Raw genomic sequence first — 12,416 nt, forward strand, 5'->3', positions numbered from 1 at the left:
CGAAAAGCCATGGCGGTTCTCGATCCGGACCTGTTGCTGAGAGCCTATGCGATCGGCGTCTTCCCGATGGCCGACAGCCGCGACGCCGCCGAAATCTTCTGGGTCGAGCCGCGCAAGCGGGCGATCATGCCGCTGGACGGGTTCCGCCTCTCCCGCTCGCTCCGGAAGAAAATCCGCTCGGGAGCCTTCACCGTCACCCGCGACCGGGCCTTCGCCGCCGTCCTGCGCCGCTGCGCCGAGCGCGACGAAACCTGGATCAACCGCGAGATCGAGCAGAGCTACAATCTGCTCCATCGCGTCGGCCGCGCCCACTCCATCGAATGCTGGCAGGATGACCAGCTGGTCGGGGGGCTTTACGGCGTCAGGCTGGGCGCGGCCTTCTTCGGCGAGAGCATGTTTTCATTGAAGCCCGATGCGTCCAAGGTGGCGCTGGCCTGGCTGGTGGCGCGGCTGATCGTCGGCGGCTTCCGCCTGCTCGACTGCCAGTTCATGACCGATCATCTCCGCCGCCTCGGCGCGGTGGAGATCGACCAAAAGGATTATGTCGCGATATTGGCGTCGGCGCTCTCGGAAGGCGCTTCGGCGGGGGCAGCGGGCGCGGGCGACGCCTCGGGCGCCGGCGCGGAGTTCGGCGCGCTCGACCGGCTGCTCGCCGCCGACCCTTCCCGCTCCGTCGACGGCGCCGCGTCGGGATGCGTCATCGCGCAGCTCTTGGGCCAGACGTCGTAGACCGGATGCTCGACGACGTTGAGCGACGGCGATTCCTTGTACAGCCAGCCCGAGAATACCCGCTCGAACTGGTCCTGCGCATTGCGCACGTCGAGCTGGACGAAAGCCCCGGTCAGCGGCTGGATTTCCCACGGCGCGGTGGTTTCGCAGGCCCGGAGGCGCACGACCACGTCGCCGACGCGAACCGCCTCGCCCGGCTTCATCTCGAGATCGCGCGAGATGCCGTTGCGCTTGTTGAGCAGGCCGATCACCGCCACCCGCTCCGCCATCGGCGTCGTGCCGGGCGCCATCGCCGTCACCGTCTGAGGAATGTCGACGGTCTGCGGTTCGGGCTCGGCATCCGGCCGCGCCTGCTGCTCGGGCACGCCGCGGTCGCAGCCGGCCAGCAGGGCGAGGCCCGCAAGGATCAGGCGGCGGCTCATTGCGCGGGTGATTCTTCCATGGTGCCGAGCCCCGGTTCGCCGGCATTGGCCGGAGGCGTGGTGGCCGAGCTGCCCGAACGGTTGATGAACGAGCCGATCAGCCCCATCATGTCAATCGAGCCCTGGGTGTCGAAGATCGCGTCGCCGTCCTTGAGCGGCGTCGGCGATCCGCCGGGCAACAGGGCGATATAGGTTCCGCCGAGCAACCCTTCGGCGGTGATCGCCGCGCTGCTGTCGGACGGTACGTTTACATCCTCGTCGAGGGCGAGGATCACTTCGGCCTGGTAGCTTTCCGGGTCGAGCCGCTGGCCGGCGACGCTGCCGACCTTCAGGCCGGCGATGCGGACGTCGGTTCCGACCGATACGCCGTTGGCGGCGGGAAAGAGCGCGGTGACCCGGATCGAATCGCGCATGCCGCCGCCGGTCCGCCCCCATGCGAAGATGATGAACCAGGCCGCCAGCAATACAACGAAAAGGCCGACCACGGCCTCGATCAGATTGTCACGGAGCAGGCTCTTCATGGCCTATTCGGGCGTCCAGGCCTGATAATCCCCGCTCGCCGCCTGGCGGCGGCCGCCCCGCTCGAGCGAGCCCGACGGGCGGTACGCTCCGGCAGTGCCGGTAAGGTTGGCCGTCGCCGGCGCCTGGAACTTGCGCGGGGGCGGCAGGGCCTCGTCGGGATGACCGTCTATCTGATGGTGGATCCAGCTATACCATTCGGGGGGAATGCGGCTGGCGTCGTTCGCGCCATTGTACATCACCCAGCGCTTGTCGCCCTTCTTCGAATGGAAATAGACATTGCCCTGGGAATCGGCGCCCACGCGGACGCCGTTCCGCCAGTTGAACAAAGTGGTGCCGATGGTCGCGCCATCCCACCAGGTGAAGATTTTCTTCAGCAGGCCCATGGCCGTCCGCCTAGCGCCGATGGGCGATGCTGCGCAAGCCTTTGCGGCTAGAGAGCGGGACCGCCCGCCCAGGTCACCCGGTCGCCCTCGTCGATGCCGAGTTCGACGGAGCGTCCCCCGGCGATTTCGAGAACCGCGGCGACCGGCTCCCCCACGCCTACCGGGCTGAGCGAATGCGGCACCGTATTGACGGCGATGCGGGCGATGCTGCCATCGGCGCGGACGAAGATCATGTCGAGCGGGATGAGCGTGTTCTTCATCCAGAAGCTCGCCGGACGCGGCTCCGGGAACGGAAAGAGCATGCCTTCGCCCGCCGCCAGGCTTTCACGATACATGAGACCGCGGGCCTGCTCGTCCTCGCTGCGCGCCACCTCGACCGTGAAATCGTGGGTATTCCCGTCGCTCCGTATCTGGAGCGGGATCCGGTCAAGCGCGGGCCGGCTGTCCCTTGCCGCGGCAATCTCGCCCGCGGTCGGGGGTTCGCCCCGGCAGCCGAGCAGGGCCAAAGCCAGCACGGCCGCGACGATCGCCCTCCCCATCGTCATCGCGGCTCGACCTCGACCGCGAGCGGTCCCTTTCGTCCCGTCGCGATTCGGGCCCGGAGCGGTTCGTCGGGTCCGAGATCGGTCAGGCCGCCCCGGCGCACCGTTTCCATGTGGATGAAAATATCCTCGGAATCATCATCTTCGCGCACGAGAAATCCATAACCTTTCAAACGGTTGAACCATTTGACCCGAACCGGCTCGAAGGCCCCGGCTTCAGCGATCAGGGCGGAAGGATCGACGCGATCGCCGCCGATCCTGGCACGCCCTAAATCGGGCGTAACCGCATGGCTGAGATCAATCGAGAGAATTTTGCTCGCCTGAAGCCCGCGCTCCTGCTCGACGACCAGGCATTCGACAATGGCGCCCTCGGGCAGGCTCCGTCGGTCATGCTCCTTGAGCACGCTGAAGTGGACAAGAACGTCGCCCTTGGCCTGATCGCTCACCAGAAAGCCGAAACCACGCGTGGCATCGAACCATTTCATCGCGCCCGTCAGCTTGACTAATGCCGCGCCGCCGCCGTCATCCACTTTAGGCGGCACGGTCTCCCCGTCATCGCAATGCGGAGCCTGTTGGTCTGCAAGCATTTCACGGCGTGAAGTCATTAACCGCCAGTCTACCACGATTTTAGCACGGAGTATCATGGCTTTTGCTATGTTTGAACCGTCCGGCGCGGAAATCTAAAAGATGTCGCATTCCGGGATTTGGCCTGGCGGCGCATCGAGTATTCGGCGGACGAGGTCTAGCGAGTGACCCGCCCGCACCATCGCGGCGAAGGCCTTCTCCCGAGCCGCGCGCTCCGGCACCGCCGATGCATAGGGGCCGATCCGCCGCCGCTCCGCGAAACGGAGCGCGGCGTCGAAAGCGCCGTCCCGCGCCTGCTCCTTCGCCCGTTCGGCGTCCGCCGCTTCGATCCCCGCCGCGTGGAGAGCCTGGCCCACCCGTCGCTCCCCATAGCCTCTTCGCTGGAGCGACGCCGTCCTCGCCACCGCGAATGCGCCATCATCGACATAGCCGAGGCTGGAGAAGCGCTCCACGAGCGGCTCAATCGCCGGCTCCCCTTCCCCTTCCCATCCCCGCTCGCGCAGCTTGCGGGCGAGATAGGAACGGAGCTTCGCCCTGGTCGTGGCGTAGCGGCCCACATAGAAAAGGGCGATCCGCTCCAGCGAACCCCCGTCGAGCGGAGGACGGGGCTTTTTGTGTCGTTCCGCGTTCACGCGCCTTGATTGTGCCATAGTCGAGCCAGAATATGAACGCGCCTTGTGCCGTAAGGCGGAGCCGAGACCCAGAGAGCTCCCCCTCCGGACGCTCGAAAATTAAGGATTCCGCCAGCAGTGCTCCATCAAGGTGAAGCCACGCACCCAAAGCCCGCCTCCGGCAACCTGCTCGTCCCCACCCCCACTTCGGACGATTTGCCGCGCCGTTTCTCGGACTTCGAGACGCTTGGCGAGGCGCTGGACTATGCCGCGCAAGGCGTCAGGGGTCTCAATTTTCATGATCCCCGCGGGACGCTGGCTTTGGTCTATCCGTTCAGCGAGCTGCGCCGCGACGCGCTTGCCGCCGCCTATCGCCTGATCGCGAGCGGCGTGAAGCCCGGGGATCGCATCGCACTGATCGCCGAGACGGGCCCCGAATTCGCGTCGCTCTTCTTCGGAGTCATTTATGCCGGCGCCTGGCCGGTCCCGCTGCCGCTGCCGACCTCGTTCGGTGGCAAGGACTCCTACATCGATCAATTGAGCGTCCAGCTCAAAAGCGCGGATCCGACATTGCTCTTCTATCCGGCCGAACTGGCGGGAATGGCGGACGCCGCGGCCGCCGCCGCCGGAGTCGGGGGGATCGACTGGGACAGCTTCGCGACCCGCGACGGTCCCCGGGCGGCGCTCCCGAAGGCGGTTCCGGACGACATCGCCTATCTCCAATATTCGAGCGGCTCGACGCGCTTCCCGCACGGCGTCGCGGTGACGCACCGGGCTTTGCTCAACAATCTCGCCGCCCACGCGCACGGCATGCGCGTCAACGGCACCGATCGCTGCGTCTCCTGGCTGCCCTGGTATCACGACATGGGCCTCGTCGGCTGCTTCCTGTCGCCGGTCGCCAACCAGGTTTCGACCGACTATCTGCGGACCGAGGATTTCGCGCGCCGCCCGCTGGCCTGGCTCGACCTCATCAGCCGCAACGAGGGCACGACGCTCAGTTACTCGCCGACCTTCGGCTACGACATCTGCGCGCGCCGCATCGGCAGCCAGACCAAGGTTTCCGAGCGACTCGACCTGTCGCGCTGGCGGGTCGCGGGCAACGGCGCCGACATGATCCGGCCGGATGTGATGCAGGCCTTCGTCGATGCCTTCGCCGACGCCGGTTTCGACGCGCGGAGCTTCCTGCCCAGCTACGGCCTCGCCGAGGCGACGCTCGCCGTCTCGATCATGCCGCCCGGTGAAGGCATCGTCGTCGAGCTCGTTGAGGAGACGTTGCTCGCCGGCGGCGGCGCCGCGCAACGCGACCGGCCGCAGCGCTACCGCGCCATCGTCAATTGCGGCAAGCCGGTCAGGGACATGGAGATCGCGATACGGGACGAGGAAGGCGGCGACCTTCCCGAACGGGCGATCGGCAAGGTCCATGCCCGCGGCCCGTCGATCATGCACAGCTACTTCCGGGACGAGGAGGCGACCAGAGCATGCCTTTCGGACGACGGTTGGCTCGACACCGGCGACATGGGCTATCTCTCCGACGGCTACATCTACATCGTCGGCCGCGCCAAGGACATGATCATCATCAACGGCAAGAATCACTGGCCCCAGGACATAGAATGGGCGGTGGAGCAATTGCCGGGGTTCAAGGCCGGAGACATCGCCGCTTTCTCGATCACCACGCCCGGAGGCGAGGAAACTCCGGCGGTGCTCGTCCAGTGCCGGACCTCCGACAGCGACGAGCGCGGCCGGCTGCGCGATGAAATCCGGGAGCGGGTGCGGGCGATCACCGGCATGCACTGCGTCGTCGAACTGGTGCCCCCGCGGACGCTGCCCCGCACCAGCTCCGGCAAGCTGAGCCGCGCCAAGGCCCGCAATCTGTATCTTTCCGGCGAGATCCAGCCCTACGACATCGCCGCCTGACGCGCGGCGACTAACGCTTCTCTAACGCTTGTGCGGCTATCCTCCCCGAGGAAAGCCATGACCGACGTCACGCTGCCAAAACTCGATTGGCGGGTTGTTTTCAACCGCGCCTCCCCTCCCGGCCGCAAGGGGTGGGGACGCGTGCGCGCGGCCCAGCTTACCGACATGGGCCGGGCGGTCAGCGCGGCGGCCTGGGGCCAGGCGTTCAACGCGGTCCTGCTGATCTTCATCCTTGTCGACAGCGTCAGCGTCACCATGCTGGCTCTGTGGCTCCTCGCCTTGACCATGCTGATGATGCTGGCCTTCTCGTTCCTGAAGCGATTCCAGGGCCGCATGGTGCATTCGGTGTCGCGCCGGGCGATCGACCGCGCCGGCTATCATAGCTGCATATTCGGCTTCCTGTGGGCGGTCCCCGCTCTCTACTTCTTCCCCTTCGCCAACCATCCCGAACAGCTTGCCATCTGCATCGTCACGGCGAGCATGATGGCCGGGGCGGCCTTCATCCTCTCCAACGTGCCGCCGGCGGCGGGCGGCTATGTCTGCGTGATGGGCGCCGCAGCCACCAGCATGCTGACGCGTACGGGCTGGCCGATCATCGCCGCGATCGGCCCGATCTACACGATCGGGCTGCTCGTCATCATCTACTCCAGCGGCCGCGCTTTCATGCAGCGCAAATGCGTCGAGCTGGCGCTGGAAGAGCGGTCGGAGACTGTCAGCCTGCTGCTGCGCGATTATGAGAGCAGTGATGCGGACTGGCTGTGGGAGATCAACCGCAACTTCGTCTTCACCAGCGTTTCGGCGCGCTTCGCCCGCGCTATCGGCTATAGCAAAGCCGAGTTGGAGCGCATGTCGCTGCTCGATCTTCTCTCGCGGGGTACCAAAAGCGACGCCGCGACGGATACGGCGTCCAGGACGCTCGCCGACCTCCTCGCGCGCCAGGCGCCGTTCAGCGAGATGACCGTGCCGATCAGGGGCAATGGAGGCACCCGATGCATCGAGCTTGCCGCGCGGCCGCGTTACAACGGCCACGGCCGCTTCATCGGCTATCGCGGCGTCGGATCGGACGTCACCGAAGCCCGGCAGGCGGCGGACCGCATCGCCCACATGGCGCGCCACGATGCGCTCACCGGACTGCCGAACCGGACGCAGCTGCTGGAGGCGCTCGATCTGGCTTTGGCCCGCTCGCGCGATACGGGCGGCCTTTGCGCCATGGTGCTGATCGATCTCGACCGGTTCAAATCGGTCAACGATTCGCTCGGCCATGTCGCCGGCGACCATCTGTTGCGCCAGGTTCCCTCTCGTTTCGACCCGATACTCACGCGCGAGATGACGGTTGGCCGCCTCGGCGGCGACGAATTCGCGCTCGTCATACCCGATGCCCCCGATGTCGCGGCCCTCGAGCGGATCTGCCTCGACATGATCGAAGGGCTGCAACAACCGTTCATCTATCGCGACCAGCATCTGTTCGTCGGCGCCAGCATCGGTATCGCGCTCGGCCTCAGGGACGGCGATTCCGTGGAGGAACTCATCCGCAACGCGGACCTCGCTTTGTACCGGGCCAAGGACCAGGGCGGAAACGACATCTGCTTCTACGAGCCGTCGCTCCACGCGCAGGCGGAAGAGCGGCGCCGGATCGAGCTGGCGCTGCGCACGGCGCTCGACGACGAGGAGTTCAGACTCCTCTATCAGCCGGTGGTCGATTCCGGCACGTCGAGGATCAAGAGCTTCGAGGCGCTGCTGCGCTGGCGCAATCCGGAGCTCGGCGATCTGTCGCCGATGAAGTTCATCCCCATCGCCGAGGAAACCGGCCTCATTGGCGCGATCGGCGAGTGGGTGTTGAGGACCGCCTGCAGCGCGGCCGCTCATTGGTCCGGTAACGTCGCGGTCGCGGTCAACATCTCGCCGCTCCAGCTTCAGGAGCCGGGCTTCGTGCCCATGCTGATGTCGGCGCTGTCGGACAGCGGCCTTGATCCGCGCCGGCTCGAGCTGGAGATCACGGAGACCGTGTTCCTCCACATCACGCCGCGGACGCAGGAGGTTCTGCGCCAGATCCACGGGCTGGGCGTAGGCCTGGCCATCGACGATTTCGGAACCGGCTATTCGTCGCTCGGTTATCTGCGCGACATCCGCTTCGACACGATCAAGATCGACCGCAGCTTCATCCAGTCGGTACGCGCCGACGATCCGGAGAGCGGCGCGATCGTCAAAGCCGTGGTCGCGCTCGCCGGCAGCCTCGGCATGAAGACGGTCGCAGAAGGGGTCGAGACGGCCGAGCAGCTGGCGCTGGTCCGCGAACTCGGCTGCGACCGCATCCAGGGCTTCATCTTCTCGGACGCCGTGCCTGGATCGGCGGTCAAGACGCTGCTGAGCCAGGCCGTCCTCCGCGCCGCATGACGCCACAAGCGAGGAGCGCCATCGCCCCTTGCGCTCCCTCCGGCTCCCGGGTAATGGGCGGGCCTCCGGCTCTAGGAGTGTAGCTCAGCTGGTAGAGCATCGGTCTCCAAAACCGAGGGCCGTGGGTTCGAGTCCCTCCACTCCTGCCAGCTTCGCGTTCGGTGAACCTGGGTAAGAAAGCCCAGGCTTTCGGGGGCCGGAGGAACATTCAAGGTCGAGGCGGCTCCGGAAGCCCGGGTGGCGGCCTCTGGCCTCTTTTGTGTTGTTGAGCGAAGGCAGGATGCACGTGGCGAGAGTCAATCCCGGCGAATTCTTCCGGCAGGTCCGCGCCGAGACCGCCAAGGTCGTCTGGCCGACCCGCAAGGAAACCGTGACCACCGCCATCATGGTGGTGATCATGACCACCCTGCTCGGCCTGTTCTTCTTCGCCGTCGATTCCGGCTTCAGCGCGGCCGTCAAGGCGCTGCTCGGCCTGCTCAGTTAAGGATCACAAGACGATCATGTCCCGCTGGTACATCATTCACGCTTATTCGGGCTTCGAGAACAAGGTCCGCGATTCGATCCTGTCGGAGGCGAAACGGCTGGGCCTGGAGCCTCTGGTCGAGGCGGTCGAGGTGCCGACGGAGAAGGTGACCGAGGTCCGCCGCGGCAAGAAGGTGACCAGCGACCGCAAATTCTTCCCCGGCTACGTGCTCGCCAAGCTCGCGATGAACGACGACGTCTACCACTTGGTCAAGAACACCCCCAAGGTGACCGGCTTCCTCGGCAGCATGGGCAAGCCCCAGGCGATCAGCGAGGCCGAGGCCGCGCGCATCCTCAGCACCAAGGAGGAAGCCGCCGCCGCCGCGCCCAAGACCAAGGTCTCGGTCGATTACGAGATCGGCGACAACGTCAAGGTGCTCGAGGGCCCGTTCGCGAGCTTCAACGGCATGGTCGAGGAACTGGATTTCGACCGCGGGCGGGTGAAGGTCGGCGTGAGCATCTTCGGCCGCGCGACGCCGGTCGAGCTCGAATTCGAGCAGGTCGAGCTCAGCAAGTAATCGCGCCTTGGTGACGGTGTCGGCTCAGCGGCCGTACGCGCGGCGCCTCCCCCGCCCCAGGGCGCGCCGAATCCGATGATCCGCCACGACCGGCGCGAGCAGACCCTCGCCGTTTGCCTGTCGGCGCTCGCCGGCTATGTCGATGCGATCGCCTTCATCCAGCTCGGTGGCTTCTTCGTCTCCTTCATGAGCGGAAACTCGACGCGCCTCGGTGTCGGGCTCGCGGACAATGCGGGCGCCGCCGCTTTGGCCGGCGCGCTCATCGCCGCCTTCGTCGCCGGCGTCGCGACCGGTTCCGTCCTTGGCCATTTCGCGGGGCCGCGCCGGCGGACGACCGTACTCATCCTCATCGCTGTCCTACTCGCTTTTGCCGCCGGCCTCGCGCTCGCCGGGGCCCCGATGGCCGCCGCCCTCGTGGCGGCGATCGCCATGGGCGCGGAGAATGCGGTGTTCGAGCGGGAGGGCGAGGTCCGCATCGGCCTCACCTACATGACCGGCAGCCTCGTCAAGCTCGGCCAGGGCCTTGCCGGCGCCGTGCTCGGAAGGGAGCGAAACGGCTGGCTCTCCTATCTCATCCTGTGGGCCGGCTTTCTCGCCGGCGCCCTCGCCGGCGCCGCCGCATTCCCGCATTTCGGCTTCGGCGCCATCTGGGCCGGGGCGGCCGGAGCCTTCGCTTTGACGCCACTGGCGGCGCGAACGGAACGGATGGAGCGGATGTGAGGTCGGCGTGTCGATCTTCGGGCGGGCGACGCCGGTGGGGATTCGAGCAGGTCGCGCTGAGCTAGTGACGCGCTAGAGCGTCATCCCGGACTTGATCCGGGATCTCGTTGTCCCCTCTTGAGGAGGAAGCGAGATTCCAGCTTTCGCTGGAATGACGCAGATATTTCAAGCGAAGACGCGAAAGCGCGAGGGGCCGGGGCAGAAGCTCCTTTCTCTTGCTTCGGCTATCCCGGCGTAGAATAGCGGCCGCGACGCCGTTATGACTGATTGAAAGCCAAGCCGGCCCGTCTCGTCAGGCGGCCATCAAGCGCTCGATCCGCTCGATCTCCGCCGAAAATTCGAAGCAGAGTTGCGCCGCCTCATCCTCCGGCAGCCAATTCGCCATCTGGGGGAAGACCACCTTGTGATATTTATGGGTGCGAAGGTCCCAAGGTGCCTCGTCCCGCGCCGCGCGGGCCATGGCCAGGATGCCGTTCAGCTCCTCCCGCACGCTCTGCGGATCGACGTGGGTAGGGTCGGGACGCGTATCCTCCAGCCCCAGGCCTAGCTGAGACGGTCCGAAATGGTCTGATTTGTCGGGCATGTTGGCACTCGCCTACTCTGGCTCATCACGACAGTTGCGACCGGGGTGGGGCGCATGCAACAGTCGCACGAGAGAAATATCGGGGTGGTTCTGTGGAGATGCTGTGGGGGATTGTGTGAGTAAATCGGTCCTCGCCGAGGCAATCTCCGCTTTTGGCTCAGCGGCGAAAGAAAAGCTGTCGAACCCCTCCGTGACCGGTCAGCCCGAGGACCAGCTCCGTGGCTAAAGCTCAAGGGAGAACGCGACGAGACGAAGAAAGAGTTGCTCTTTCATCCGCAACTTCGGAAGGGAAAGGTAGCAGCACGCCACGTTCGCAAAATCGTCGAGCAGCACCTAGGGCGCTTTCAAACCCGACCGATTTCAATAATTGACGACAAGGGACCGCTTGTTGACCCAGTCCGCTACGGCTTTCGCTCTTTTGATCGACAGTGGCTTCCCCCCGATAACCGCCTGCTCAATGATCCACGGCCTGACCTCTGGCCGACACTCAGTGAAAAGCAGGTATTCATAACGGCGCTCAGTGAGACGAGTCCGAAAAAGGGGCCCGCTATCACGTTGACGAGCGCTATCCCCGATCAGGATCATTTTTCCGGTCGCGGAGGCCGTGTCTTCGCGCTCTGGAAAGACGCCGCCGCTATCGAAACCAATGTCTCCGCCAAGACCATCGCCGCGCTCACCCGCGCCTATGGCAGCGCGCCCGATCCGGTCGACATCTTCGCCTATGTCGCGGCCTTGGTCGCGCATCCTGCCTACACCGAAACTTTCAAGGCCGACCTGATCCGCCCCGGCCTGCGCGTGCCGTTGACCGCCGACAAGACATTGTTCGCCGAAGCCGCCGCGCTCGGCCGCGAGGTGATCTGGCTGATGAGCTTCGGCGAACGCATGAACGAGGGCCGCCCGCCGGGCGAGCCACGCCTCCCTCAGGATCGCCGGCCGATCTATCCGAAGGAAGGCAAGATACCCGACACGCCCGAAGGCTTTCCCGACAGCCTCGACTATGATCCCGTCCTCAAGCGCCTCAAGGTCGGCACCGGCTACATCGACAATGTGCCGCAGGCGGTTTGGGACTACGAGGTTTCGGGCAAGAATGTTCTTCGCCAGTGGTTCAGCTATCGTAGGAAGAATCGCGAGCGCCCGCAGATCGGGGACCGGCGCCCGCCCTCCCCGCTCGGCGACATCCAGCCGGACCGCTGGCTGCCGGAATATACGAGCGAGCTAATCAACGTCCTCAACGTGCTGGCGATGCTCGTGGAGCTTGAGCCGAGGCAGGCGGATTTGCTGAAGCGGATCGTGGAGGGGCCGCTGATTCCTGCGGTGAAAGTATCGTCATGAATGGGCCTTTCGCCGATGTCTGCGATACGCAACTCCATCGCGCCGTCCGGGCCTATTCGAGAGCGCGGCTGTTGAAGGTGGCGCGACTGGCCAAGCACCGGATGCAGCGCTGGCCTGCATCAGGAATTTTTGGTGGCGATGAACACGAGCGGCTTTGGCACGAATATCGATACGAGGTCGAGAACGGCCCTACGCCAATGCTCGAAAGCGCCTGGGAGAAAACGATACATGATTTCGTCGGCGGGGCGCTCTTGGCGCTCACCCCGGATGAGGCTATCCTTTGCTCAATCGGCGCCAGCTGGGATATGGATGACGATGAAGCCGATCTGGCGAACGAACCCGCGATCTTTGGCGGTGCACTGAAGAATGTGGTTAGCGCGATATTGCACGAGATGGCCGACAGGGAGAATTTCGGCGGCGGGGCTGCGGGGCTCTGAATGTCCAGCACCGCGTCCGCCTGTCGGAAGGCGAGGCGGACCTTGGCTCACGAGGGAAGGTGCGCCCCGCTATCACGCCCGAGCTAGATTGCTTCGCTGGCGCTCGCAATGACGAAAGGCTAGCGCCCAGCCGCTTCCAATCCGTGATCCGCCAGCCGTCCTTCGACACGCGCTCTCGACCAGCTCGATCGCTGCTCAGGAT

Annotated in this window: 14 protein-coding genes, 1 tRNA gene and 1 pseudogene; 9 read left to right on the plus strand and 7 right to left on the minus strand. The window is 65.5% G+C overall.

The window, feature by feature from the left end; all coding sequences use genetic code 11:
• Window positions 1-9: 9 nt before the first annotated feature.
• Window positions 10-729, plus strand: coding sequence for a leucyl/phenylalanyl-tRNA--protein transferase (gene aat / locus ACFQRC_RS10335; protein ID WP_379960877.1), 720 nt, complete (start codon window positions 10-12; stop codon window positions 727-729).
• A gap of 35 nt (window positions 730-764) precedes the next feature.
• On the opposite strand, the pseudogene ACFQRC_RS10340 reads toward aat, so the two are convergent.
• The 6 genes and pseudogenes from ACFQRC_RS10340 to ACFQRC_RS10365 form a co-directional block, all read right to left on the minus strand.
• Window positions 765-1,151: pseudogene (locus ACFQRC_RS10340) on the minus strand (DUF2155 domain-containing protein); the annotation flags it as partial.
• Window positions 1,148-1,672, minus strand: a complete 525-nt coding sequence (locus ACFQRC_RS10345; protein WP_379960879.1) for an outer membrane lipid asymmetry maintenance protein MlaD — start codon at window positions 1,670-1,672, stop codon at window positions 1,148-1,150. The pseudogene ACFQRC_RS10340 and the gene ACFQRC_RS10345, both read right to left, overlap by 4 nt.
• A gap of 3 nt (window positions 1,673-1,675) precedes the next feature.
• Window positions 1,676-2,056 carry an NADH:ubiquinone oxidoreductase subunit NDUFA12 gene (locus ACFQRC_RS10350; protein WP_379960881.1) on the minus strand — a complete coding sequence of 127 codons (381 nt, stop codon included), beginning with the start codon at window positions 2,054-2,056 and terminating at the stop codon, window positions 1,676-1,678.
• A gap of 47 nt (window positions 2,057-2,103) precedes the next feature.
• Entirely contained in the window at window positions 2,104-2,601 is a 498-nt protein-coding gene (locus ACFQRC_RS10355) for a DUF192 domain-containing protein (protein ID WP_379960883.1), read from the minus strand.
• Window positions 2,598-3,203: a cold shock domain-containing protein gene (locus ACFQRC_RS10360; protein WP_379960885.1), complete on the minus strand. Its 606-nt coding sequence runs from the start codon at window positions 3,201-3,203 to the stop codon at window positions 2,598-2,600. The genes ACFQRC_RS10355 and ACFQRC_RS10360 overlap by 4 nt, the downstream gene beginning before the upstream one ends.
• Before the next feature lie 75 nt (window positions 3,204-3,278).
• Entirely contained in the window at window positions 3,279-3,815 is a 537-nt protein-coding gene (locus ACFQRC_RS10365) for a regulatory protein RecX (RefSeq protein ID WP_379960887.1), read from the minus strand.
• 117 nt (window positions 3,816-3,932) lie between these two features.
• Between ACFQRC_RS10365 and ACFQRC_RS10370 the strand changes: the two genes are divergently transcribed.
• The 6 genes from ACFQRC_RS10370 to ACFQRC_RS10395 all read left to right on the plus strand — a co-directional run bounded on the left by ACFQRC_RS10370 (window position 3,933) and on the right by ACFQRC_RS10395 (window position 9,862).
• Complete coding sequence (locus ACFQRC_RS10370; RefSeq protein WP_379960889.1) at window positions 3,933-5,708, plus strand: fatty acyl-AMP ligase; 1,776 nt, start codon at window positions 3,933-3,935, stop codon at window positions 5,706-5,708.
• A gap of 57 nt (window positions 5,709-5,765) precedes the next feature.
• A complete protein-coding gene (locus ACFQRC_RS10375; RefSeq protein ID WP_379960891.1) occupies window positions 5,766-8,102 on the plus strand; it encodes a putative bifunctional diguanylate cyclase/phosphodiesterase in 2,337 nt (778 codons plus the stop codon).
• Window positions 8,103-8,175: 73 nt separating this feature from the next.
• Window positions 8,176-8,251 (plus strand) — tRNA-Trp (locus ACFQRC_RS10380).
• 131 nt (window positions 8,252-8,382) lie between these two features.
• Complete coding sequence (secE, locus tag ACFQRC_RS10385) at window positions 8,383-8,586, plus strand: preprotein translocase subunit SecE (protein ID WP_379960893.1); 204 nt, start codon at window positions 8,383-8,385, stop codon at window positions 8,584-8,586.
• A gap of 16 nt (window positions 8,587-8,602) precedes the next feature.
• Window positions 8,603-9,142 carry a transcription termination/antitermination protein NusG gene (nusG, locus tag ACFQRC_RS10390; protein WP_379960895.1) on the plus strand — a complete coding sequence of 180 codons (540 nt, stop codon included), beginning with the start codon at window positions 8,603-8,605 and terminating at the stop codon, window positions 9,140-9,142.
• A 75-nt stretch (window positions 9,143-9,217) separates the two neighbouring features.
• Entirely contained in the window at window positions 9,218-9,862 is a 645-nt protein-coding gene (locus tag ACFQRC_RS10395; RefSeq protein WP_379960897.1) for a YoaK family protein, read from the plus strand.
• A gap of 292 nt (window positions 9,863-10,154) precedes the next feature.
• Here the strand turns inward: ACFQRC_RS10395 and ACFQRC_RS10400 are convergent, their stop codons facing one another.
• Entirely contained in the window at window positions 10,155-10,445 is a 291-nt protein-coding gene (locus tag ACFQRC_RS10400; protein WP_379960899.1) for a hypothetical protein, read from the minus strand.
• A gap of 261 nt (window positions 10,446-10,706) precedes the next feature.
• On the opposite strand from ACFQRC_RS10400, the gene ACFQRC_RS10405 reads away from it, so the two are divergent.
• Both ACFQRC_RS10405 and ACFQRC_RS10410 read left to right on the plus strand, forming a co-directional pair.
• A complete protein-coding gene (locus tag ACFQRC_RS10405; RefSeq protein ID WP_379960901.1) occupies window positions 10,707-11,777 on the plus strand; it encodes a type ISP restriction/modification enzyme in 1,071 nt (356 codons plus the stop codon).
• Window positions 11,774-12,214, plus strand: a complete 441-nt coding sequence (locus tag ACFQRC_RS10410; RefSeq protein ID WP_379960903.1) for a hypothetical protein — start codon at window positions 11,774-11,776, stop codon at window positions 12,212-12,214. Before ACFQRC_RS10405 ends, ACFQRC_RS10410 begins: the two co-directional genes overlap by 4 nt.
• Window positions 12,215-12,416: the final 202 nt, after the last annotated feature.

Origin of the sequence: Enterovirga sp. GCM10030262, from assembly GCF_042666435.1 — a bacterium.
Lineage (GTDB): Bacteria > Pseudomonadota > Alphaproteobacteria > Sphingomonadales > Sphingomonadaceae > Allosphingosinicella.